The 25,066-nt window shown below is 64.6% G+C and carries 18 protein-coding genes; 13 read left to right on the forward strand and 5 right to left on the reverse strand.

Annotation, left to right across the window (positions count from 1 at the left end; translation table 11 throughout):
- Positions 1-33 precede the first annotated feature (33 nt).
- Positions 34-1,881, forward strand: a complete 1,848-nt coding sequence (locus tag PDMSB3_RS15325) for a tetratricopeptide repeat protein (protein ID WP_007180860.1) — start codon at positions 34-36, stop codon at positions 1,879-1,881.
- A 105-nt stretch (positions 1,882-1,986) separates the two neighbouring features.
- Here the strand turns inward: PDMSB3_RS15325 and tcuC are convergent, their stop codons facing one another.
- On the reverse strand, positions 1,987-3,288 hold the full coding sequence (gene tcuC / locus PDMSB3_RS15330; RefSeq protein WP_165186804.1) for an MFS transporter: 1,302 nt from the start codon (positions 3,286-3,288) through the stop codon (positions 1,987-1,989).
- 302 nt (positions 3,289-3,590) lie between these two features.
- On the opposite strand from tcuC, the gene PDMSB3_RS15335 reads away from it, so the two are divergent.
- A complete protein-coding gene (locus tag PDMSB3_RS15335; RefSeq protein WP_007180858.1) occupies positions 3,591-4,115 on the forward strand; it encodes a GNAT family N-acetyltransferase in 525 nt (174 codons plus the stop codon).
- Between the two features lie 316 nt (positions 4,116-4,431).
- Positions 4,432-5,574: a hypothetical protein gene (locus PDMSB3_RS15340; protein WP_007180857.1), complete on the forward strand. Its 1,143-nt coding sequence runs from the start codon at positions 4,432-4,434 to the stop codon at positions 5,572-5,574.
- An 82-nt stretch (positions 5,575-5,656) separates the two neighbouring features.
- Here PDMSB3_RS15340 and PDMSB3_RS15345 read toward each other — a convergent pair whose 3' ends face one another.
- From PDMSB3_RS15345 to PDMSB3_RS15355, 3 genes are all read right to left on the reverse strand, one after another.
- Positions 5,657-6,370 carry a DUF2968 domain-containing protein gene (locus PDMSB3_RS15345; protein WP_007180856.1) on the reverse strand — a complete coding sequence of 238 codons (714 nt, stop codon included), beginning with the start codon at positions 6,368-6,370 and terminating at the stop codon, positions 5,657-5,659.
- A 604-nt stretch (positions 6,371-6,974) separates the two neighbouring features.
- Entirely contained in the window at positions 6,975-8,477 is a 1,503-nt protein-coding gene (locus tag PDMSB3_RS15350; protein WP_007180855.1) for a gamma-glutamyl-gamma-aminobutyrate hydrolase family protein, read from the reverse strand.
- A 175-nt stretch (positions 8,478-8,652) separates the two neighbouring features.
- Positions 8,653-10,410 (reverse strand): cation:proton antiporter, encoded by a 1,758-nt coding sequence (locus PDMSB3_RS15355; RefSeq protein WP_007180854.1) that lies wholly within the window; start codon positions 10,408-10,410, stop codon positions 8,653-8,655.
- A 232-nt stretch (positions 10,411-10,642) separates the two neighbouring features.
- Here PDMSB3_RS15355 and PDMSB3_RS15360 point away from each other — a divergent pair, with 232 nt between their 5' ends.
- From PDMSB3_RS15360 to guaD, 10 genes are all read left to right on the forward strand, one after another.
- Entirely contained in the window at positions 10,643-11,329 is a 687-nt protein-coding gene (locus PDMSB3_RS15360) for a DUF2848 domain-containing protein (protein ID WP_007180853.1), read from the forward strand.
- Between the two features lie 7 nt (positions 11,330-11,336).
- Positions 11,337-12,686, forward strand: coding sequence for an MFS transporter (locus PDMSB3_RS15365; protein WP_007180852.1), 1,350 nt, complete (start codon positions 11,337-11,339; stop codon positions 12,684-12,686).
- A 209-nt stretch (positions 12,687-12,895) separates the two neighbouring features.
- The gene (locus PDMSB3_RS15370) at positions 12,896-13,576 is read left to right on the forward strand and encodes a GntR family transcriptional regulator (protein WP_007180851.1); all 681 of its coding nucleotides are present in this window, start codon (positions 12,896-12,898) and stop codon (positions 13,574-13,576) included.
- A gap of 92 nt (positions 13,577-13,668) precedes the next feature.
- Positions 13,669-15,048, forward strand: coding sequence for an amidase (locus tag PDMSB3_RS15375; RefSeq protein ID WP_165186807.1), 1,380 nt, complete (start codon positions 13,669-13,671; stop codon positions 15,046-15,048).
- 102 nt (positions 15,049-15,150) lie between these two features.
- Positions 15,151-15,660: a disulfide bond formation protein B gene (locus PDMSB3_RS15380; protein WP_007180849.1), complete on the forward strand. Its 510-nt coding sequence runs from the start codon at positions 15,151-15,153 to the stop codon at positions 15,658-15,660.
- Positions 15,661-16,058: 398 nt separating this feature from the next.
- The gene (gene xdhA / locus PDMSB3_RS15385) at positions 16,059-17,606 is read left to right on the forward strand and encodes a xanthine dehydrogenase small subunit (RefSeq protein ID WP_197740236.1); all 1,548 of its coding nucleotides are present in this window, start codon (positions 16,059-16,061) and stop codon (positions 17,604-17,606) included.
- Positions 17,606-20,011 (forward strand): xanthine dehydrogenase molybdopterin binding subunit, encoded by a 2,406-nt coding sequence (gene xdhB, locus PDMSB3_RS15390; protein ID WP_007180847.1) that lies wholly within the window; start codon positions 17,606-17,608, stop codon positions 20,009-20,011. Before xdhA ends, xdhB begins: the two co-directional genes overlap by 1 nt.
- 96 nt (positions 20,012-20,107) lie before the next feature.
- Complete coding sequence (gene xdhC / locus PDMSB3_RS15395; protein WP_007180846.1) at positions 20,108-21,127, forward strand: xanthine dehydrogenase accessory protein XdhC; 1,020 nt, start codon at positions 20,108-20,110, stop codon at positions 21,125-21,127.
- A 76-nt stretch (positions 21,128-21,203) separates the two neighbouring features.
- The gene (locus PDMSB3_RS15400) at positions 21,204-22,256 is read left to right on the forward strand and encodes an adenosine deaminase (protein WP_007180845.1); all 1,053 of its coding nucleotides are present in this window, start codon (positions 21,204-21,206) and stop codon (positions 22,254-22,256) included.
- A gap of 105 nt (positions 22,257-22,361) precedes the next feature.
- On the forward strand, positions 22,362-23,717 hold the full coding sequence (gene guaD / locus PDMSB3_RS15405) for a guanine deaminase (RefSeq protein ID WP_007180844.1): 1,356 nt from the start codon (positions 22,362-22,364) through the stop codon (positions 23,715-23,717).
- A gap of 87 nt (positions 23,718-23,804) precedes the next feature.
- Here the strand turns inward: guaD and PDMSB3_RS15410 are convergent, their stop codons facing one another.
- Complete coding sequence (locus tag PDMSB3_RS15410; protein WP_165186812.1) at positions 23,805-25,049, reverse strand: NAD(P)/FAD-dependent oxidoreductase; 1,245 nt, start codon at positions 25,047-25,049, stop codon at positions 23,805-23,807.
- Positions 25,050-25,066: the final 17 nt, after the last annotated feature.

The following is a 25,066-nucleotide window of genomic DNA, read 5'->3' on the forward strand; positions in this document are numbered from 1 at the left end:
GGCCTCTGCCTCACCCGAATGCCATCCCCCGTCATGCAACCTGTATTTGACCGCGCTTTCGCGGCGCATCGTGACGGCCGCCTCGAAGACGCCGAACGCGGCTACCGCGCGACGCTCGACGGCAACCCCGCGCACGTCGATGCGTTGCACCTGCTGGGCGTCCTGCGCCACCAGCAGGGCCAGCACGCCGAAGCCGCCGAGCTCGTGCGGCGCGCGGTGAACCTGCGCCCGGAAGACGCAGCGCTGCAACTGAACCTGGGCAACGCGCTGAAGGCGCTGGGCCAGATCGACGACGCCATCGAGCAGTTCCGCAACGCGCTGACGCTGGCGCCCTCGTTCCCGATGGCGCACTACAACCTCGGCAACGCGTATGCAGCGGCGGGCCGTCACGAAGACGCCGCCGACGCGTTCGAGAAATCGTTGCGCCTGCAACCGAACGACGCCTCGTCGCACAACAACCTCGGCAACGCGCTGCACGCGCTCGGTCGCCACACGGAAGCGATCGCCGCGTTCAGGCGCACCCTCGAACTGCGTCCCGGTCACGCCGGCGCGCTCAATAACATGGGCATGTCGCTGAACGCGCTCGGCCGCGCGGCAGAGGCTATCCCGTGTTTCCAGACGGCATTGGCGGCCGAGCCGCGCTTCGTCGCCGCGCACTTCAATCTCGCCAATACGTTCGACGCCACCGGCCGCCATGCGGACGCGGTCGCATCGTTCCGGGCAGCGTTGAGCTTACAGCCGAACCTGCCGCCAGCCATCTTCGGCATGGGCAATGCGCTCGCGGCGTTGGGGCGCCATGCGGAAGCACTGCCCTATCTCGAACGCGCGGTCGGTCTCGATCCGCAGTTCGCGCTCGCCTGGCTGAGTCTGGGCACCGCGCACCAGGCGCTGGGCGCGCATGGCCCCGCCGTGCGCGCATTCGATCAGGCGCTGCGCCTGCGCCCCGACCTCGCCTCCGCGCATATGAACCGCGCGCTGGCCTGGCTCGCGCTGCGCGATTTCGCACGCGGGCTGCCGGAGTACGAGTGGCGTCTGCAAACCGTCGCGCAGCCGGTGATTCAGACGCTGCCACGCTGGCACGGCGAGCCGATCGCACAACGTACCTTGCTGGTCCATGCCGAGCAGGGGTTCGGCGACACGCTGCAGTTCGTGCGCTTCGTGCCGCTCGTCACGCAGCGCGCGGCGCGCGTCATACTCGAAGTGCAGCCGCAACTACTGCCGTTGCTGGCGCCTGCCGCGCAAGCCTGGCGCGTGACGCTGATCGCCCAGGGCACGCCGCGCCCCTCCGCCGATCTGCAATGCCCGTTGCTGAGCCTGCCGCTCGCACTCGGCACGACTTACGACACCATTCCCGCGCGCACGCCCTACCTCGACGTGCCGCCCGCTTATGGCCGCAAGTGGCGCGGCTCGCTCGGCGGCCAGGCAAAACGCAAGATCGGCATTGCGTGGTCCGGACGCATCCAGCAAAACGAAACGCGCTCGATGCCACTCGCCATGCTCGACCCGCTGTTCGCGCTCGAAGGCATCGACTGGATCGTGCTGCAACCCGAGTTGAGCGCCGACGAACGCGTGGCGCTTGACGCGCATCCGCGCGCGGCGTCGATTCATCGTTTCGACGGGCGGATCGGCGACTTTGCGGACACCGCGGCGATCATCGAACGGCTCGATGCAGTGGTGTCGATCGATACAGCCATCGCGCACCTTGCCGGCGCACTGCGCAAGCCGCTCTGGCTGATGCTGCCGTTCGCCGCGGATTGGCGCTGGTTTGCCGGCGAAACGCGCAGCCCGTGGTATCCGGGCGCGACGCTGGTGCGTCAGTCGCAACCGGGCGCATGGAGTGAAGTCGTGGAATCTGTGGCGAGCGAATTGCGTAAGCAGTGACCGGACGCCGCGCAGCCAAGGTCGGCGCAGCTGTTCCGCCAAAAACAAAACCCCGCGTTCGGTGATGAACGCGGGGTTTTGTTTTGACCGAATGAACGGCGAAGCTCAGGCTGTCCGGTACTGATCGCGCGATTCAGGCGTGCGGTACAGCACCAGCGTCGCAATCAACCCGCAAATCGCTGCCACGCCCAGGAACAGACCCGGCGCCGCCTTGTTGCCGGTGGTGTGAATCAGCAGCGTCGAGATGGCCGGCGTGAAACCGCCGATCGTCGTAGCAAGGCTGTAGGCGAGCGAAAACCCGGCGGTCCGCACTTCGACCGGCATGACCTCGGTCAGCGCCACGACCATCCCGCCGTTATAGCTGCCGTACAGGAACGACAGCCACAGTTCGACCTCCAGCAGACGCGCAAACGACGGATCCGCCACCAGCCATTGCAGCGCCGGATACGCGGTGATGATAGTCAGGATCGTGAAGGCCAGCAGCACCGGACGGCGGCCGATCCGGTCCGACAACGCACCTGCGAGCGGCAGCCAGATCAGATTCGACAGACCGATACAGACCGTGACGACGAGCGTATCGATCGACGACAGTTTCAGCACTTCCTTGCCGAAGGTCGGCGTGTAGGCCGTGATCATGTAGAACGACACGGTGGTCATGATCACCATGCCCATGCCGCCCAGCACGATGCCCCAGTTCGCGGCCATCGTCTTCATGATCTCGCCCATCTTCGGATGGTGTTTGCGCGCCTTGAATTCCTCGGTTTCCTGCAGCGAACGGCGGATCAGGAACAGGAACGGCACGATCAGGCAGCCGATCAGGAACGGCACGCGCCAACCCCAGGCACCCATCTGGTCGGCCGGCAACATCTTGTTCAGGAGCACGCCGATCAGCGCGGCGAACACCACGGCAACCTGCTGGCTGCCCGACTGCCACGCGCAGTAGAAGCCCTTGTTGCCCTTGGTGGCGATCTCCGACAGATACACCGAGACGCCGCCCAATTCGACCCCGGCCGAGAAGCCCTGCAACAACCGGCCGAACAGCACGAGCATCGGCGCCAGTACGCCGATCGTCGCGTAACCTGGAATTGCCGCCACCGTGAGCGTGCCGAGCGCCATCAGGCCGAGGGTGAGGATCAGGCCTTTGCGCCGGCCGTGATGGTCGATGTAGGCGCCAAGGACGATCGCACCGAGCGGCCGCATCAGGAAGCCCGCGCCGAACACCGACAGCGACAGCATCAACGAGGCGAATTCGTTGCCGCTCGGGAAATAGGTCTTGGCGATCGCCGAAGCGTAATAGCCATAGACCATGAAGTCGTACATCTCAAGAAAGTTGCCGCTGACCACGCGGAATACCGTCTTGACCTTGGATTCTTCCGATGAGGAAGTAGCGTGTGACGCAGTAGACATGACATTCTCTGATGGACCTGTCGCCACGAAAGAAGCGGTAACGCGCAGGCAGTTGAAACGATCCACTGCGTTCGGCAAGCGGATGCCTCGGTCGGATGGAAGAACGCGCCGGGGGCGCTGCATTCTCATGCTGAACGCATTCCCGCGGTATCAGGGTAAACGTTGTGAATCATGCGGTGGCCGCTCCACGTAATGTTACCGTTGATGGCGCTGTCGCGTAATGCATACAGTTTCATTACAAAGGGTGTCACCTGTCGTCGCGGTAACATTTTGCAGTCAGGCATTTCCGTTGATCACTACCGATGCGAACCCTCCCCGCTCTTTCGCTGCGCCCCGCGACTCTCGCGGATGCCGCGCTCATTGCTTCGATCCACAGCAGCAGTTGGCAGGCCACCTACCGCGGTCTGTTGCCCGACGCCTTTCTCGACGGCGAAGTCGCGAGCGAACGCGCCGCTTACTGGGAAGCGCGTCTGAGCGCGCCCGGCGGCGAGCGCCGCATCGTGCTGATCGCCGAACTCGCGGGCGAGCCGGCCGGCTTTGTCTGCGTCGAACGTCAGCCGGAGTCCGCGTGGGGTGTACTGCTCGATAACCTGCACGCGCGGCCCGCCTATCAGGGTCTCGGCGTCGGCAAGCTGCTGATGCAGGCCGCCGAGGACTGGGCTCGCGCGCAAGGCGAGGTGCAGCTCTATCTGTACGTGCTCGAAGGCAACACGCCGGCGATCGGCTTTTACGAGCGGCAAGGCTGGCAATTTGTCGGCGCCGAACCGGACCATATGGGCGGCGTGGATATTACGGCGTTGCGCTACGTATACAGATTCGACCGATAAAACCGGTTGGCCCGCCTGTTCGTCGTCAGGGTTTTACACCCTGCTGGACGGTTCGGCACCTCATTTCGGAACCGTCCGATCGCCAGGCCGGCTGCTTCCAGGCATCATCTTCCGCACTCCGTTGGCTTCATAGCGACCCGCCCACGTGCTCATGTGTTCATGTGCCATTTCGCTCACCGCGAGCATAACGCTGGTACGCGGCGTTGACGTGGGACGTGTATAGAAGGCGTTCACGCGCATCGCTCCGAGGCCTGAGTCCCCGCAGACCACGGGAACGCCGATCGGCATTCCCCTTACGAGGCGCTGGAAAAGACCGATGTCCACCATTCCTTTCACCCCGATCGAAGGCTATCTGGCGCTGCCCCGCCTGCGCCCGCTCGGTCATGTGCCCGCGCCCTTCGGCCGGGACTGGGCGCTGCTTCCACCGGGCTACAGTTTGCGGGCGGAACTCAAGGCGCTCTATGCAGCCATGCTGCGCACGTTCTGTCTGAGCGATCAGGCCATTCGCTCTCTTTGCCGGTGGTCGCCGCTGGAAGAACAACGCGCGATCGCGGTTGCCGCTCAGTCCGGGTCCACCGCGACAACAGCGCAGGCAACGGTCTTCGCCGCACCGCCCGAGGCCGCCGGACAAACGGCTGTTGAAACGGCTGTCGTCCCGCCCAATGTCGGGCCCGCGTATGTAACGGCGGCGCGTGGTTATGGCAACCATTGGGGCGCGTTAGCGGGCGGCGCGTGCGTACTCGGCGGCGCGGCAGTGCTGGCGTGGATTGGGTTCGACCATCTGGCGCATCGCCAAGTGGCCACTCCTGTCGCCGCCCGGGTATCGGCTCAACGGAGTTCGCAGGTATCGGACCTTCGGTCGCCGGTGACGGTAAGCGACCTCGCGGTTGGCAACGGTGCGGTGAGCGCGCCCACAACAGTTGCCGGCTCGACGCCCGCGCTCCCGGGCGTGGCGCCAACGTTCGCGCGTGCATCCAACCCGACGTCGGCAACGGTGTCTACAAGCGTTTCGGCCCACGCCTCTACTCAGGCATTGCCCTCTGCTCCGGCGCGCATCTCCGCCGATAAGACGGGCGCACGTCGCTATCACCGCGCTCGTGAGACAAGCGCTACGCAACAGCAACAAAACCGCCCGCACACCACGCGGTACGCCGCCGCAAACCAATCGTCGCACTCAGCGGGCAATACCGGTGACGTGCCGCAGATCGCAACCCGGAGCGTTGCGGAAGGTTCGACGACAAGGCCTTCGGCTGCGGGATCCTATTCGCCTCTCGCGCCGACTCGACTCGGCGTCGACGAATACGCGGGTGTGACACTGTCCGCGTCGACGCATCTGCGCGATACACCGCCATCGCACGCCGGCTCTTCGAACAATGCGTCCGACAGCGCGGGAACGGAGTGGATGAGCCGTCTTTCACAGCGGCGCGTGACCGAGATCCCCGATCAATTCGCGAAGTAGCCACGCCGCAATCCCAGCGGCGTGGCATAAAAAAGCCCGGCCATTCGTGAATGAATGACCGGGCTTTATCACGCTACCGCAATTACTTCTGGATCGGCAATCCCATTTCCGTTTGCCTCTGCAGTTGCATCACTTCGCCCTGCACCTGACGCAACTGTGCCTGCGCCCTTTCCTTCTCCGCATGCAGCGCGGCCGCTTCGCCTTGTGTTTGACGCTGATAGTCGTTGACCTTGGCCTGCTGCGTGCGAGCCACCTCGAGATCGGCTTGCAGGCGTTTGGCGCGATTTTCGGATAACACGATGATGTCTTCGATGTACGCCTTCTGCGCCTGCAACTGTGTGCGACGAATCTCGACGTCGGCAAGCTGCGCGGTCTGCTGGGCAAAGCCCGCATAGATTGCTTCCGCGCGTGCCACGTCTTCGGACTTGATCACCCGCCAGAAATGTTTGTCCTGAAATAGCGCGACGTAGTAGGTCATTTCCTGCGGATAGAAAAACAGACTGGCGCCGTAACTGCCGTTATACGTGGTGCGCAGTTCGCTCAGCTTCGCGTCGTGAATCATCTGCATCAGTTCGGCGACGTTGCCTTGCGCATCTCCAGCCGCAGACGGCGTGGCTGACGCGTTGCGCAGCGCGTCGGCCACGGGCTGCGGCGTCAGGGTGTTGATAGCCGGCCTTGTGCCGACCATGGGCGCGGCCTCGTCGCCTTGCGCCGCCAGCACGAGACCGCCCTGCTGCAACAGCGCACACGAAGTCGCGAGCAGCATGGCGCGCCGTACAATTAAGGGATACTTCATACGTGCTTGCTCCATGCGAATCCAAAACAGCCGCAGATTATCGCGCGGATTAGCCTTTAAGCGAAGCATTCAAATGTCGCGCAGACTGACTTTAAATCGAGATAAATGGCGAGCGACTGATCTGGTCGAATCGACCCGGTAATCGCACAAGAAACGAGTTCATATAAGGCGAAAATGCAAGCTTCCGCCTCGCTCAGATAATTCTCAAATCACGTTCGATTCGCGGGAATCCAACAGCAAGCGGGCGAAGATATGGAGATAGAGTGCCGGCCGAAAGAGATGCGCACTGCGGTCATTAGATAACTCGCATTCCTGAATATCCATCTCGATAACGAGACGCCTACGATGTCAAAAGCCAGGAATTTCCGCCGATCTCGTTACACAGGCCTGCGCGTAACGCACAGCGAAGCGCGAAGGCAGCCCCGGGAAAGCGAGCCTGTTGCTCGATCAGTAAGGCAACAGGAACACTGCCCCAAAAACATGAAGCGCACCACCGCAAACAGCAGTGGTGCGCCTCGAACAAACCAGCCTGTGAAACTCAACTTCGACCCGCTCCGCCCAAAGCGTGGACTCGATACCGGGTGGCCGCCTTAAAGACGCCGCCTCAAAAACGCGTTTCCCGCGCCACGCGCAGGAATGTATCGAGCAATGGCGTGCAGTCGAGCAACTCCGCGCCACCCGCCCGATGAAACTCCGGATGCCATTGCACGCCCATCACGAACGGCGCACGCCGGTAGCGCACGGCCTCGATGATGCCGTCCGACGCCGACACGGCTTCGATATTGAGATCCCGGCCGAGCGTCTTGACCGCCTGGTGGTGAATCGAGTTGACGATTGCATCGCGCTGGCCCGGGAACATATTGGCGAGCGTCGAACCGTCGGGGAAGTGAATCCCGTGCCGATGCTGATCGTAGTTCTCGTTGACGTGGGCGCCCGCGGTCGGCACATCGGTGGCGATGTCCTGATACAAGGTGCCGCCGAACGCCACATTAATCAGTTGACAGCCACGGCACACGCCGAGTACCGGCTTGCCCGACTCGATGAACTCGTGCAGCAGTTCGAGCTCGTACATGTCGCGCACGCGGTCGCCGGGCCACTCGTGGCTGGTCGCCTGTTCCGCGTAAGACTGCGGCGAAACGTCTGCACCGCCTTGCAGCAGCAGGCCGTCCAGATGCTTCGCATAATCGCGCAGGCGGATATTGCTAGGATGCAGCATGCCCTGGTGCCCGACCGTGGGAATCATGAACACGAGCACGTCGCGCGACATCACCCAATGCGCAATCGATTCCTCGAGATACTGCAAGGTCTTGCCGCGCAATCCCTTCGCGCCCGGCTCCGGATGAAAGATGCGCGCCGACACGCCGATGCGCAGCGTGCGCTGCGTGATCCGCTGGCCGGCGCGATCGAACAACTGGCGCGCGCGCGCCGCGATGATGCGGCCGAACACGGTCCACGCCGAATCGTTGTGCTTCAGATAGCGCGGTGGCGACGGCGGCAATGCGTTGGGCGGCGGCGGATTGGACGCGCTGAAGTCGGGCGCCGCGCCGAAACCGGGCGGCGGCGAGCCGGCCTGGCGCCCGGCGGAGGCCTGAACCTCATCGACTACGGCGGCGTCTTCCACTGAAGTAACCAGTTCGGCATCGACAGGTTCGCTGTTCGCGAAAGTCGGTGAGGATTTCGGAGCCGGTCTCGCCGCATACGTTCCGGTGCGGCGTGCCGCCTTTTCATGAACCTCGGCTTCCTGCTGCGCCGTGGACGCGGCAGCCGAATTGCGTGCTTCGGCCGCGTCGCGTTGCCGCGCCGTTTGCCGATCAGTCGGCGTGACGGCGGACGCGCTGTCGGGATCATCGGTCGACGATCGCACGGCCGCCTGCCCGGCAGCCGGCGTGGTTGCCGCGTCAGCGGGCGCATGGGCCGGCGGCGTCACCGCGTCCTTGACCGGCGACTGGATGGCATCTTCATGCGAGAGAGGTAGCGAGGCTGCCGGTTCATCCGGCGCAAAGCCGGGTAGCGACGCGCCGGGCGCTGCGCCGGAGGGCGCAGGCGACGCCGAAGGCGGCGTGGGATCGCCGGGCTTGCCGGCGTTTTCAGGTTTGTTTTCGCTCATGACAGTCAGACAGGCGCCTTCCACGCGAACGAATGAATATGCCCTGATTATCCGCTAGCGAGCCAAGCCCCGCAAACCCGCACACAATTGCTCACATTGTTGCGGCACCCCGAAACAAGACCCTTTGCGAGGCCGCGACGCGAGTCTGTCTGACGAGTGAGTAAGTCTGTCTGACTCAAGGATCCGGCTGTTCGTCGAAACTCTCGCGCAAGGCGATCTGCATTGCCGCATGGATTTTCACGCACCAGCGCCACACCAGCGCCAGCAGCAACGCCGCGCAGATGAGCACCGCGGCGAGCAGGCCGGTCGGCGGCAGAATGCCGCCGGATAGCGCCGCCACCAGCAGAAACACGCCGACCATCGAAACCACCGGCACCAGATCGGAAATCGCGTAACGGATCGCGCTCGTGAAACGCCCTGCCGTCGCCGGTTGCACGCTGACCTCGGCGAGCAGCAAGGCCAGCGACTTGGTCTTGCGATACACGGCCACCAGGAAAGGCATCGACACGACCAGTGCCACGCTCCACAGCACGACGCGCTGCATCGGCTCGGAACCGAGCCAGTGCGCGAGCAGCGAACTGGTATAAGGCGCGCTATACGACACGATCAGAAAGATCGCGGCCACCAGCGCCAGGTTGACGGCAATCTGCAGAATGATCCGCCGCGTCATGCTGAACAGCGTCGGTTCGCCGGTTTTCGTGCTCAGACTGTCCAGCCATTGCCCGTACATGCCAAACACGTTCGCGAGCGTGCGCGGCATGGCGTGACCGAGGCGCTGAGTCAGCGGATCGGCCGCGCGGATCAGATATGGCGTGAACAGCGTGGTCAGCGCGGACACCGCCACCGCGATCGGATAGAGAAACGCACTCGTCACTTTGAGCGTCAAACCGAGCGAGGCGATGATGAACGAGAACTCGCCGATCTGCGAGACCGTCATGCCGACACGCATCGCCGTGCGACCGTCCTTGCCGGCGAGAAAGGTGCCGAGTCCGCACGACACGATCTTGCCGACGATCACCGCCACGGTGATCACGGCGATCGGCCACGCGTAGTCGACCAGCACGGCCGGGTTCAGCATCAAGCCAATTGTCACGAAGAAGATCGCGGAAAAGGCGTCGCGCAGCGGCGCGATCAGATGCTCGATCCGGTGCAGATGGCGCGATTCGGCCATGATCGCGCCGATCAGGAACGCGCCGAGCGCGATGCTGTAGTCGAGCTTCACGACCAGCAGACAGAAGCCGAAGCAGAAGCCGAGCACGGAGACGAGCAGCATCTCGTCGCTCTTCGCGCGCGCCACGTAGTTCAACGCGCGCGGCACCACCAGAATGCCGACCACCAGCGACACCGTCATGAACAGCAGCAGCTTGCCGAGCGTGACCACGGCAACACCCGCGCTCAACTGCCCGGTCTGCGCGATGCCCGACAGCAGGACCAGCATCGCAATGGCGAGAATGTCTTCGACGATCAGAATGCCGAACACCAGTTGCGCAAAGCTCTCGCGCTTCAAACCCAGTTCGGAGAGCGCCTTGACGATGATCGTGGTCGACGAGATCGCGAGGATCGCGCCAAGGAACAGCGAATCCATCGGGCTCCAGCCGAACGCGCTGCCCATTTCGTAACCGAGCCACAGCATCAGCACGATTTCCGAGAGCGCGGCGACGATCGCCGTGGCGCCGACCTTGAAGAGCTTGCGCAGACTGAATTCGAGGCCGAGTGAAAACATCAGGAACACCACGCCGAGTTCGCCGAGCGTCTGAATGGTCTGCTCGTCGTGGATCAGCTGGAACGGCGGCGTGTACGGCCCGATGATCACGCCGGCGGCAATGTAGCCGAGCACCACCGGCTGTTTCAGGCGATGGAACAGCACGGTGACGACGCCGGCGAGCGCCATCACGACCGCCAGGTCCTGAATGAAGCCGATGCCGTGGTGCATGAATACGTCCCTTACAAAAAGTAATTTTCCAGAAGCGCAGTGTAACAAACGAATACGACTCGCCGAATGGCGCGAACCTCCGAACGGCGCTGGATTCCAGCCGGGGCTCGCCCCCTCGCCTGCGTCGCACCCGCAAAGCCACGACAGCGTGCCGCGGAATGTTTTTGACACGCTGGACTCCTGTGAAATATCACAATAATATTTGCCGCATATTTTACGTGGAGTCGAATCAATGCAGCAGGTGTCCTTCAACGTCGTAGACCGTTCCGGCGGCGGCCGCGCCGATATCGCCGAGGTGAACCGTCTGACCATCGCCGGCTGGGCCGGACGCGATCAGGCCGCGATCGAGCATCACATTGCCGAGCTGGCCGAACTCGGCGTCAAGCGGCCGTCCACCACGCCGTGCTTTTATCGCCTCGGCGCCGAACTGCTGACGCAAGCGGAGCAGATCGACGTGGTCGGCGTGAAGTCCAGTGGCGAAGCCGAATGCGTGCTGGTGCATTCGAAGACGGGCTTGCTCGTCACCGTCGGCTCGGATCACACCGACCGCGAAGTCGAGGCCTACGGCGTCACCGTCTCCAAACAGGTGTGTCCGAAACCGGTCGCGCGGGACGCCTGGCGTTTCGACGAGGTGTACGGCCACTGGGATCAACTGGAATTGCGCGCCTACGCCGTGACGAACGGCGAGCGGCGCGTCTATCAGCAAGGCAGCGTCGCTGCGCTGCTGCCGGCCGCCGATCTGCTCGCGCGCGCACCGCTCGCGCCCGGCGCGGCGATGTTCTGCGGCACGCTGGCGGTGCAGGGCGGCATCGTCGGCATGGCCGATGGCGACGCGCTCGAACTCGAATTGCACGATCCCGTTCTGAACCGCACGCTGCGTCACGCCTATCGCGTGCGCGCGCTACCTATCGTCGAATGAGGCACCCATGAGCTCCCCTTCGCTATCCGCCGCCGACGCGTCTTCCGACGCATGGCTCGAAGCCGCTGCCCTGCGCAAGATCACCTGGCGCATCATGCCGTTCCTGTTTCTCGTCTACGTGCTGTCGTATCTGGACCGCGTCAACATCGGTTACGCGAAACTGCAGTTCACCGGCGACCTCGGCCTGTCGAACGCGGCGTACGGACTCGGCGCGGGGATCTTTTTCTTCGGCTACTTCGTGTTCGAGGTGCCGAGCAATCTGCTGCTGAAAAAGTTCGGCGCGCGTGCCACCATCGCCCGCATCACGATGCTGTGGGGTCTGCTGTCGTGTCTGATGATGTTCGTGCGCTCGGAAACGATGTTCTACGTGCTGCGCTTTTTCCTCGGCGTCGCCGAAGCCGGTCTGGTGCCGGGCGTGGTGCTCTATCTGACCTTCTGGTTTCCGTCCGACCGGCGCGCGCGCATGGTTGCCGTGTTCATGGCGGCGATTCCGGTAGCGGGCATCATCGGCGCGCCGCTGTCGGGCTTTCTGATGTCGGCGCTGCATGAAGCGCACGGTTTGCGCGGCTGGCAGTGGATGTTCCTGATCGAAGGCATTCCGTCGATTCTCGCGGGCTTCTGGGCGCTCGCCGTGCTGCGCAACACGCCCGCGGAAGCCGCGTGGTTGAGCGACGACGAAAAGCGCGTGATTCTCGGCCGTCTCGCGCGCGAAAACAGCGCGGCCGCTGCGGCCGGCGCGGAGCATAGCCTGGCGGTGGCGTTGCGCTCGGGCCGTTTCTGGCTGCTCACGCTGATCTATTTCTGCCTCGTCACCGGCAACGCGGGCTTCTCGTTCTGGCTGCCGCAGATCGTCAAGGATCTGGGCGTGACGAACCTGGTGACCAATGGCTTCGTCACTGCGATTCCGTATCTGGCGGCGGGCATCGGCATGATCCTGATCGGGCGCTCGTCGGATATCACCGGCGAGCGGCGCTGGCACTATGCGATGTGCTGCTTCATCGGTGCGGCTGGCCTGCTCGGCAGTGCGTCGGTGAACAACTCAATTCCGCTCGCCGTCACCGGTTTGTCGATCGCGTATATCGGCATTCTCGCGGGCTTCGGCATCTTCTGGTCGATGTCCACGACTTTCCTGCAAGGCACGGCCGCCGTCGCCGGGATTGCGGTGATCAATTCGATCGCGAACCTCGCGGGCTATGTGAGTCCGTATGTGCTCGGCATCGTCAAGGACGCGACGCATAGCGTGACGTTCGGGCTCGTGCTGATCGCGGGCGCGCTGATCGTCGGCGGGCTGGTCACGCTGATGATGCCGCGCGTGAAGGTGCAGCACGCGGCGGCGGTTTCGCCGAGCCGCGCCTGACAGATGGTGATGGACGCGATCTGTCGACGCGCCCCGCAGAGAACGCGGGCGCCGTGCGAAACGAACGCGGGCGCGGGACCGCGATTCCGGCGCCTCCGGTCTGGAAAGCGCGGGCCGATCGCCCACAGGCCGTGTTGCCCGCCCAACCCGCGCCGCGCACGCAAAACCTTGCTCTACAATGCGGACGACATCGCCCGCTTCCTCTTCACATGACGCTTTTGCAGACCGCCCGCCCTTCCAGACCCACCCGAGCGACCGCCGCCGCGAGTCTCGCCGAGCAGGCGTACGCGTTCGTCAAGCGCGAGATCATCACCATGCGCCTGCGGCCGAGCGAGGTGCTCAACGAAGCGGAACTCATGGCGCTGACCGGCATCGGCAGGACACCGGTTCATCAGGCGCTGCACCGGCTGGTGCACGAAGGCATGCTGACCATCATGCCGCGCAAGGGCATCATGGTTCGCCCGGTTTCGCTCGACGACGTGCTGGCGATCATCGACGTGCGCCTCGTCAACGAAAGCTACTGCGTCGAGCTGGCCGCACGCCACGCGCAACAGCAAGACTACGACGCCATGCAGGCGCTGCTGGACCGCTCGGCCGTGTGTGTGGCCGCGCACGATATCGAAGGCATGATGGATATCGACCGCGAGTTTCATCTGGCGATCTCGGCCGCCTCGCGCAACCCCGTGCTGGCCGACATCCTGCGCGGGCTGCACGAACGCTCGCTGCGCTTCTGGTTCATTTCGCTCTCCGAGCCGCATCATCTGGAAGACGTGCACGAGGAACATCTCGAACTGTTTCGCCTGCTGCGCGAACGCGACGCCGAAGGCGCGCGCCAATCCGTGCAAAAGCATATCGAGGCGTTCCGCGCGACACTCTTCAATCGCATCTGATTCGAACGTATTTAAGCCACCGCGTTTGTTAAGCCACATCGTTTGAGGCACTACGCGGCTTCACTCGGTCCAACCGGATTTCTACCGACATCATGGCCACTGAATTCACGCCCTTCCCGCCGTTAGCCCAACTTGCCGCCGACCTCGCCGCCGGCCGCACCACGAGCCGCGCGCTCGTTGAAACGGCGCTCGAACGGATTGCCGATCCGGCCGGCCAGGGCGCGGCCGTCTTCATGCACGTCGACGCCGACAGCGCCCGCGCCGCCGCCGACGCGCACGACCGCTTGCGCGCCGCCGGCACCGTGCTGTCGCCGCTCGCCGGCATTCCGGTGTCGGTGAAGGATCTGTTCGATATCGAAGGCCAGCCGACCCGCGCCGGCTCCATCGTGCTTGCCGACGCTCCCGCCGCCAAGGCGGACGCCGTCACGGTCGCGCGCCTGAAGCGAGCCGGCGCCGTGCTCGTCGGCCGGACCAATATGAGCGAGTTCGCGTTTTCCGGACTCGGCCTGAACCCGCACTACGGCAATCCACTGTCGCCGTATCGGCGCGGCGTGAAGGGCGACGAGCGGATTTCGGGCGGCTCGTCGTCGGGCGCGGCGGCCTCCGTCGCGGACGGCATGGCGGCGATTGCGCTCGGCACCGATACCGGCGGCTCGATCCGCATTCCGGCTGCGCTGTGCGGCCTGACCGGCTTCAAACCCACCGCCGACCGCATCCCGAAACAGGGCGGCGTGCCACTTTCGTCGACGCTCGATTCGTTTGGGCCAATCGGCGTTTCCGTGGCGTGCTGCGCGCTGGTCGACCGCATGCTGGCCGGTCTCGAGCCGCGCATTCCGGCCGCCCGCCCGCTCGAAGGCGTGCGCCTCGGCGTGCTGACCAATTTCGTCACGGACGGCGTGGAGCCGGCCGTCGCCGCGGCGGTCGACACCGCGCTCAAGCATCTGGAAGCGGCCGGCGCGATTGTCAGCGAAGTACGTTTCGCGCCGCTCGACCGTTTGCCGGCAATCAACCGCTTCGGGTTCTCGCCGATCGAGGCGTATGCGTGGCATCGTCCGTTGCTGGAAAAGCATCGCGACCAATACGATCCGCGCGTGCTGGTGCGCATTCTGAAAGGCCAGCCCGCCAGCGCCGCCGACTATCTGGATCTGCTCGCCGAACGCGAGGCGATGCTGGCCGAGGCCGCCCGCACGCTGTGGCAGCGCTTCGACGCCGTCGTGGCGCCGACGGTGCCGGTGGTGCCGCCGCGCGTCGCCGACCTGGTCGATGACGATGACGCTTTTGGCCGCACCAACGCGCTGATCCTGCGCAACCCGAGCGTGTTCAACTTCCTCGATACCTGCGCGCTGTCGCTGCCCTGCCATCTGCGCGGCGACGCACCGGTCGGCCTGATGCTGGCCGGCGCACCACACGCCGACGACGCGCTGCTGGCGATCGGCCGCGGCGCCGAAGCGGTGCTCAACGCGATCCGCTGATCGGGAAACACGTCCTAAAAGCAGGATAAGCGGCAGGGCGGGGGTTCGCGCTAGAATCGCGGGCACCCGCCCTTTCCGTTTCCAGAGACAGCCACACGATCCATGAACAACGACACTGCGATGCTGCGCCGCGAGCGCTCCCTGCTGGTTCTGCTTGCCCTGATCTGCCTCGCCCTGGTGGGCGGCGCGCTGTATCTGCAGTACTTCCTGCACGAAGACCCTTGCCCGCTGTGCATCATCCAGCGCTATTTCTTCCTGCTGATCGCGATCTTCGCGTTCCTCGGCGCGCGCTTCAATAGCTGGCGCGGCGTGCGTCTGCTGGAAGTGCTGGCGGCCCTGTCGGCGCTGGGCGGCATCGTGACGGCCGCGCGCCACGTCTATGTTCAGGCGAATCCGGGCTTTAGCTGCGGCTTCGACGCGCTGCAGCCGCTGGTGGACAGCTTGCCGCCCGCGCACTGGCTACCGGGCGTGTTCAAGGTCGCCGGCCTGTGCGAAACGGCCTATCCGCCGATTCTCGGCCTGACGTTGCCGCAATGGTCGCTGGTCGCATTCGTGATCGCTTTCATTCCGCTGGCGCTGAGCCTGGTGCGCAACCGCCGCCGGATCGCCTGATTGGGCGGCGGTTCTCCCGTTGTCCTCCTCCGCTTTGGCCGCTTTGGCCACACGGAATAGCGCCGGATGTTGCGCCGCCATATGCGGTGGCGAAAGTCCGGCGTTTTTTCGCCCGGAACTCCCGCATCCGGCGGCTGATTGATCGCCCATTTCCCCGGTTGCGCCCCGGCCCGGCTGGTTTCCCATTCTCCGCCGCGCCGCGCGCAACTTCCCGCCTTCCCGCGAATCGTACCTATCTCATGACCGCTTCCGAATAAGCTTCATGCGATATGGGAAATATTTTTGGGACAAGGTAATGCTATCTTCGGATCTGGATGGCGATCTACGTGCGCGAGGCCGGCTTTGGCGCGACCCCATGCGTAACGCGCGCCCGGTCCGCACTGTCTTTCGGATTCGCCATGACAACGCAAACCATCCGCTTTTATCACCAGGGGTCCATCCGTGAGGTCGCGGACGTCCCTGCGTCGCGCACCGTGCTGCAGCACCTGCGCGAGGATCTGCATTGCACCGGCACCAAGGAAGGCTGCGCGGAAGGCGACTGCGGCGCCTGCACGGTCGTCGTCGGCGAACTGGATGCGCACGGCGGCCTCGCGCTGAAAGCGGTCAATGCCTGCATCCAGTTCCTGCCCACGCTCGACGGCAAGGCGCTCTTCACCGTGGAAGACCTGCGCGCCGCCAATGGCGCGCTGCATCCCGTTCAGCAGGCTCTCGTCGACTGCCACGGGTCGCAATGCGGCTTCTGCACGCCTGGCTTCGTGATGTCGATGTGGGCGCTGTACGAAAACCAGCCGGCCGCCGCCGGCCTGCCCACGCGCGATGAAATCAACGCCGCGCTCTCCGGCAATCTGTGCCGCTGCACCGGCTACCGGCCGATCGTCGACGCCTCGCAGAAAATGTTCGACTATCCGCAATATCCGCGCGTGACGCTCGACCGCCAGGCCGTCGCGAATCAGCTGCGCGAACTGCAACGGCGCGACACCTTCGAATACCGCGCACCCGACACGCGCGGCGCCGCGTTCGGCTCGCCCATCTTTTATGCGCCGGTCTCGCTCGATGCATTCGCCAGACTGCGCGCCGGGCATCCGCAAGCACGCCTGCTCGCCGGCAGCACCGACGTCGGCCTGTGGGTCACCAAGCAATTCCGCGATCTCGGCGACATTCTGTATATCGGCAACGTCGCCGAATTGAAGACGGTCGAGCGCGATGCGCAGACGCTGACGATCGGCGCCGCCGTCACGCTCGAAGACGCTTACACCGCGCTCGCCGTCGACTACCCCGAACTCGCCGAACTGTGGACGCGTTTCGCGTCGCTGCCGATCCGCAACGCGGGCACGCTCGGCGGCAACGTGGCGAACGGCTCGCCGATCGGCGATTCGATGCCGGCGCTGCTCGCGCTCGGCGCCGAAGTCGTGTTGCGCCACGGCCCGAAAACGCGCACGCTGCCGCTCGACACGTTCTACCTCGGCTACCAGAAGACCGCGCTCGCCGCCGGCGAATTCGTCGCGGCGCTGCGCGTACCACGCCCGGCGGGCAATCTGCGCTTTCGCACCTACAAGGTGTCGAAGCGCTACGATCAGGACATCTCGGCGGTATGCGCGGCGTTCGCGCTGCACGTCGACGAAAACGGCGCGATCCGGCAAGCGCGCATCGCGTTCGGCGGCATGGCGGCCACGCCGAAGCGGGCCGCGCAAACCGAAGCGGCTTTGAATGGCGCAACATGGGACGAAAACACCGCGCGGCAAGCCATGAATGCGCTCGCCGCCGATTACCAGCCGCTCACCGACATGCGCGCTTCGAGTGCCTATCGACTGAAGGTGGCTCGCAATCTCTTGTGGCGCTTCCACCTCGAAACACGCAATGACGCGCCGCTCGCCCTCTTCGACGTGAATGCGTTCGCGTTCGAAGACGGCGCACCGGACGCCGCCGTTGCGAAGGAGCCGTCGTGATGAACCGGACCGATGCTTTTGTCGAACATGCTGCGAGGCACGTCGCTCATGAAAGCGATGCGTCGATCGGCGTTTCCCTGCCGCATGAATCGGCTGCGCTGCATGTAAGCGGCGAAGCCACCTACACGGACGACGTACCGGAGTTGCAAGGCACGCTGCACGCGGCGCTCGGCCTGTCGCGCCATGCGCACGCGCGCATCGTGTCGATGGATCTGGACGCCGTCAGAAAAGCGCCGGGCGTGATCGCCGTGCTGACCGCCGAAGACATTCCCGGTGAGAACAATTGCGGCCCGGTGCTGCACGACGACCCGATTCTCGCCGTCGAAGAAGTGCTGTATCTCGGCCAGCCGGTGTTCGCCGTGATCGCCGAAAGCCACGAGCTCGCCCGCCGTGCCGCAGCGCTCGCAAAAAGCGACGACGTGATCCGCTACGAACCGCTCGAAGCCGTGCTCACGCCCGCCGAAGCAAAAGCCCGCCAGCAGTTCGTGCTGCCGCCGTTGCATCTGAAACGCGGCGAACCGGCTGCGAAGATCGCTGCGGCGCCGAACCGGATCAGCGGCACATTCGAAGTCGGCGGCCAGGAGCAGTTCTATCTGGAAGGCCAGATCGCGTACGCAGTGCCGAAAGAAATGGACGGCATGCTCGTCTACAGTTCGACCCAGCATCCGAGCGAAATGCAGCAGGTGGTCGCGCATATGCTCGACTGGCCGGCGCATAACGTGGTGTGCGAATGCCGGCGCATGGGCGGCGGCTTCGGCGGCAAGGAGTCGCAATCGGCGCTGTTCGCCTGCGTGGCTTCGCTGGCGGCAAAACGGCTGCGCCGGCCGGTCAAACTGCGCGCCGACCGCGACGACGATTTCATGATCACCGGCAAGCGCCACGACGCCATCTACGAGTACGAAGCGGGCTTCGACGACAACGGCCGCATTCTTGGCGCGCGCGTCGAAATCGGGTTGCGCGCGGGCTATTCCGCCGACCTCTCCGGCGCCGTCGCCACGCGCGCCGTTTGTCACTTCGACAACGCGTACTACCTTTCCGATGTCGATATCGTGGCGCTGTGCTGCAAGACCAACACGCAATCGAACACCGCGTTCCGCGGCTTCGGCGGTCCGCAAGGCGCGCTCGTGATGGAAGTGATGCTCGACAGCATCGCGCGCCAGTTGAACTGCGATCCGCTCGACGTGCGCCTCGCCAACTACTACGGCATCGGCGAGCGCGATACGACGCCGTACGGGCAACGCGTCGAGGACAACATCATCGCGCCGCTCACCGACGAACTGCTCGGCACCAGTGACTATCGCGCGCGCCGCACGGCAATCGCGGCCTTCAATGCAAACAGTCCGGTCCTCAAGCGCGGCCTCGCCTTTTCGCCGGTGAAGTTCGGCATCTCGTTCAACGTGCCGTTTCTGAATCAGGCCGGCGCACTGGTGCATGTGTACAAAGACAGCTCGGTGCTCGTCAATCACGGCGGCACCGAAATGGGCCAGGGGCTCAATACCAAGGTCGCGCAAGTGGTCGCCAACGAGTTCGGCTTGCCGCTCTCGCGCGTGCGGGTCACGGCAACCGATACATCCAAGATCGCGAATACGTCGGCGACTGCGGCTTCCACCGGCAGCGACCTGAACGGCAAGGCCGCCGAAGCCGCGGCGAAAACGATCCGCGAAAGGCTCGCCGGGCTCGCGGCCAAACAACTCGGCGGCAGCGCCACAGACGTGCAATTCGCCAACGGCCAGGTGTCGGTGAACGGCGGAGCGATGCCGTTCGAACAACTGGTCAGCGCGGCGTATCTGGCGCGCGTGCAGTTGTGGTCGGACGGTTTCTACACCACGCCGAAAGTACATTGGGACGCGAAAACGCTGACCGGTCATCCTTTTTATTACTTCGCCTACGGCGCGGCGGTGTCGGAAGTCGTGATCGACACGTTGACCGGCGAATGGAAACTGGTGCGCGCGGACGTGCTGCACGACGCAGGCCAGTCGATCAATCCGGCCATCGACATCGGCCAGGTGGAAGGCGGCTTCATTCAGGGCATGGGCTGGCTCACCACCGAGGAACTGTGGTGGAACCGCGATGGCCGTCTGATGACGCACGCGCCGTCCACGTACAAGATTCCCGCGGTGAGCGACACGCCCGCCGCGTTCCATGTGCGGCTCTACCAGAACCACAACGCCGAGCCGACCGTGTTCCGCTCGAAGGCCGTAGGCGAGCCGCCGTTGCTGTTGCCGTTCTCGGTGTTCCTCGCGATTCGCGACGCGATCGCGGCCGCGGTGCCGGGTGCGCGGGAGGCGCCGCCGCTGCGCGCACCGGCCACGCCCGAGGCGATTCTCGACGCACTGGATGCATTGCAGTCGCAGCCCGCGCGTCAACCGGCAACGGAAGCCGCGACGACCGACACGACCGCGTGAAAAAATAAGCCCACGGCCTGACGCGACACGAACGCGTCGGACCACAGTCAACCGGCCGCACGGACACCCCGCGCGGCCATGTATGGAGAATGCCGGATGCAGCCCTGGCTACCTGACCTGCAACAACTGCTCGCGCACGGCGACGCCGCCGTGCTGGTGACGGTCGCGCGCGTCGAAGGTTCGGCGCCCCGCGAAGCCGGCACCAAGATGATCGTCACGCGCGATTCGGCGAAACACACCATCGGCGGCGGACACCTCGAATGGAAAGCCATCGAGGCCGCGCGCCAGGTGCTGCGCGACGGCATGCGCTCGCCGCACATGCGCCGGCTGGAGCGCTTTGCGCTCGGCCCGAGCCTCGGCCAGTGCTGCGGCGGCGCGGTGATTCTCGCGTTCGAGCGGCTCGACGTGGGCGACCTCGGCTGGATCACGTCGCTCGCGAAACGCGTGGCGGCAGGGCTTTCGACCGTGCGTAGCGTATCATTCGGCCCCGCACCGGATGCGGTGATGCTGTCCGACCCCGAGCCGGGCGTCGACGCCGCCGACTGCCTGCTGTGGGACGGCGCCGGATTCGACGACAGCGGCGCGCTGCTCACCGAAACCATCGCGCCGGGCGACTTCGCGGTCGTGCTGTTCGGCGCCGGCCATGTGGGCGCCGCGCTGGTTCGCGTGCTCGCCACGCTGCCGTGCGCGGTCCGCTGGGTGGATGAGCGCGACGCGCAGTTTCCGCCCGCGGAAACGCTGCATGCGTCGAACGTAAAGATCGATCCGAACGACGCCCCCGACGAAGCCGTCGACCAGGCCGCGCCGCATACGTACTTCATCGTGATGACGCACAACCATGCGCTCGATCTCGAGTTGGCCGAGCGCATTCTGCGACGCGGCGACTTCGCGTTCTTCGGCATGATCGGCTCGCACAGCAAGCGCAAGCAGTTCGAGCACCGGCTGGCCGCGCGCGGTCTCGATCCGTCGCTGATCGCGAGGATGAAGTGTCCGCTCGGCGTGGATGGCATCGTCGACAAGTCGCCGGAGATCATCGCGATCTCGGCGGCGGCGCAGGTGCTGCAGGCCGTCGAGGCGAACGCGGGCACGACGCATCGCACCACGCAGACGGCGTGAAGCACGGCGGCGCGGAGCATCGCCATCGACCCATTGTCTCCGGCGCGAAACCACTCCAATAAACTTCTGACCGACCATGACTACAACGACCGTTATCCCCACGCCGCTGGCCGAAAAAACCGTGCTGGCACCCAAGGCCGAACTGCATATTCATATTGAAGGCTCGCTCGAGCCCGAACTGATTTTCGCGCTCGCCGAGCGCAACGGCGTGAAGCTCGCCTACGACTCGATCGACGCGTTGCGCGCCGCATATGCATTCACCGATCTGCAATCGTTCCTCGACATCTACTACGCAGGCGCGAGCGTGCTGCTGCACGAGCAGGATTTCTACGACATGACGATGGCGTACGTTGAACGGTGCCTGGCGGACAACGTAATTCACAGCGAAATCTTCTTCGACCCGCAGACCCACACCGAACGCGGCGTGCCGATCGCAACCGTCGTGGCCGGCATCGAACGCGCACTCGCTGATGCGGAAAAGCGCGGTATGTCGAGCAAACTGATTCTGTGCTTCCTGCGCCATCTGTCCGAAGAAGACGCGCTCGCCACCTTCGAAGAAGCGCGGCCTTTGTTCGAGCAATACAAGCACCGTCTGATCGGCGTGGGTCTCGATTCGTCGGAACGCGGCCATCCGCCTTCGAAGTTCGAGCGAGTCTTCGCGAAGGCGCGCGCGCTCGGCCTGAAACTCGTTGCGCATGCGGGCGAAGAAGGCCCACCCTCGTATATCTACGAAGCGCTCGATCTGCTGAAAGTGGACCGCGTCGATCACGGCGTGCGCAGCATCGAGGATCCGGCGCTAGTCGCGCGTCTGGCCGATTCGCGTGTTGCATTGACCGTGTGCCCGCTGTCGAATCTGAAGCTCTGCGTATTCGACGACCTGACCAGGCACACGCTGAAAGATCTGCTCGATCGCGGCGTGGCCGTGACGGTGAATTCCGACGATCCGGCTTATTTCGGCGGCTACGTGAACGCCAACTATCTCGCCACCATCGACGCGTTGAAGCTCAACGATGCCGAGGTCTACACGATCATCCGCAACAGCTTCGAAGCGTCGTTCGTCACGCCCGAGCAACGCAGCGAACTGATCGCGAAGCTCGACGCGCACTGGCACCCGGGCGGCCCGCACTGACGGGCCGACGTATCGCAGCCGGCGGCGGCGCGGGTTCGCCTGAGAGCCCGGGATCGACCCGTCGTCCGCGCTGTTCTGCTTCTCACATTCGGAGACGGTTTTTCCATGACTCAATCGGCTAAGGCAGCCCAATCGGCATTCCGCGCGCAACTGCTGACCTTCAACGGCGATCCCGCGCAATCGCCCAACGCGGCGGTCTTCAACGAGGACGGCCTGCTGATCGTCGAAGACGGCCATGTCGTCGCGGCGGGCGCCTATGCCGCGCTCGCGACGCAACTCGCGTCCGGCACCCAGGTCGTGGAGATGCGCGACAAGCTGATCGTGCCTGGCTTCATCGATACGCACATTCATTATCCGCAGACGGACATGATCGCGTCGCCCGCGCCCGGTTTGTTGCCGTGGCTCGAGACGTACACGTTCCCGACCGAGCGCCGCTTCGCCGATCCGGCGTATGCGCGCGACACGGCGAGCTTTTTCGTCGAGGAACTGCTGGCGTGCGGCACCACCACCGCGCTCGTGTATTGCACGGTCCATAAGGAATCGGCCGACGCGCTCTTCACCGAGAGCGAAGCGCGCAATCTGCGCATGGTGGCGGGCAAGGTGCTGATGGACCGCAACTGCCCCGAGTTCCTGCGCGACACCGCGCAGTCGGGCTACGACGACAGCGCCGAGCTGATCGGCCGCTGGCACAATCGCGGCCGCCAGATGTACGCGCTCACGCCGCGTTTCGCGCCGACTTCGACCGAAGCGCAACTGGAAGCGTGCGGCGTGCTGGCGGGCAAGCATCCGGACATCTTCATCCAGAGCCACGTCGCGGAGAATCACGACGAGGTGAAATGGGTTGCGGATCTGTTCCCGGGCCACCGCAGCTATCTGGACATCTACGACCACTACGGGCTGCTGCGCCGCCGCGCCGTGTACGGGCACTGTATCCACCTCGACGAGGAAGACCGCAAGCGTATGGCGCAAACCGGCACCGTCGCCTCGCACTGCCCGACTTCGAACCTGTTCCTCGGCAGCGGCCTGTTCGACTTCGACAAGGCGGATAAAGCCGGCATGCCGATCGCACTGGCAACGGACGTCGGCGGCGGCACCTCGTTCTCGATGCTGCAAACCATGAACGAAGCGCATAAGGTCGCGCGTCTCACCGGCCATCATCTGACGGCTACGCGCATGTTCTATCTGGCGACCGCCGGCGCGGCCGAAGCGCTCGATCTCGCGGACAAGGTCGGCACGCTAAAGCCCAAGTCGGAAGCGGATTTCGTCGTGCTCGATCCGCGCGCGACGCCGCTGCTCGCGCGCCGCACCGGGCGCACCGAGTCGCTGGAGGAACTGCTGTTCGCGTTCGCGCTGCTCGGCGACGATCGCGCGATCTATGAAACGTATGCGGCCGGCAAGCGCGTGCATCGCCGCGACGACGTGCGGCAGCATGCGTCGGGCGCGGCGAGAATCGCGGCTTGAATCGCATGATTCACACGGCTGAATAGAAAGCGGCGCTTCAATTTCGAAGCGCCGCTTTCATTTGCCCAAACCTTGCAGCACTGTGCATCAACGATGCATGCACACCTCGTGCAACGCATTCAGCCGCCGCACCGGATCGGCGACATACGGATTCGACTCGTCCCACGCATAACCTGCCAGCACCGCGCTGATCATGCGGCGGATCGACGGCGCCTGCTCCGGATAGAAAATGATGTCCTGCAACGCGCCCGTGTACCAGCGTTCGACGAAAGCGCGGAACGTATCGATGCCCTTGCGCAACGGCGCGTCGTAATCCGCCGACCAGTCCACCTGTTCGCCATCCAGTTGCCGGTTCAACGTCTGCACCGCGAGATGCGCGGAGCGCAGCGCGATCGTCACACCGGACGAAAACACCGGATCGAGAAATTCGCCCGCGTTGCCGAGCAGCGCGTAACCCGGCCCGTGCAAACGCTCCACGTTGGCCGCATAGCCGCCGATGTGGCGCACCGGCATCAGGAACGGCGCGCTGCCGATCAAACGGTTCAGCGTCGGCTCCTGCTGGATCAGCGCGCGCAGTTTCGCATCGCGCGCCGCTTCCGGCACGTCGAGAAAACTCGCCCCGGCGACGCAACCCACCGACGAGCGGCCGCCCGCCAACGGAATCATCCAGAACCACACGTCGCGGCGCTCAGGATGTGTGGCCACACAGATCTTGTTGCGATCGGTCATACCGGCCGGAATGCCGTCCTGCACGTGCGTGAAGATCGCGGCGCGCGTGGGCATGCGCGTCGGTGCTTCGAGCTTCAGCAAACGCGGCAACACACGGCCAAAGCCGCTCGCGTCGAACACGAAACGCGCTTCGATCTGATACGCGTGGTCCGCTTCGTCGACCACGTCGACCAAAGGCATGGCGCCCGTCTGAACCGCGCGCACCGTGTGCCCGAAGCGCACGTCGGCGCCCTGCTGTGCGGCACAGCGGATCAGGATGTCGTCGAACACCGCGCGTTCGACCTGATACGTGGTGCCCCAACCCGGCGAATGCTTGTCACGAAAATCGAACGCCGACGACTTGTCGCGATAGATGAAATGCGCGCCGTTCTTATACTGGAAACCGGCTTCGACCACGGCCTGCAGCATGCCGGCTTCTTCGAGGTAGGCCATGCTTTGCGGCAGCAGGCTTTCGCCGATGGAAAAGCGCGGAAAATGCTGTCGCTCCAGCACCACCACGGAGCGCCCGGCCCTGCGCAGCAGCGCCGCCGCAACCGCGCCTGCGGGGCCAGCGCCGATGATCACGACATCGACTGTCGTGCGCGTTGACGAATGTGTACTCAAATTTGCCTCAATCGTTT

It is taken from the genome of Paraburkholderia dioscoreae (assembly GCF_902459535.1).
GTDB classification, from domain to species: domain Bacteria; phylum Pseudomonadota; class Gammaproteobacteria; order Burkholderiales; family Burkholderiaceae; genus Paraburkholderia; species Paraburkholderia dioscoreae.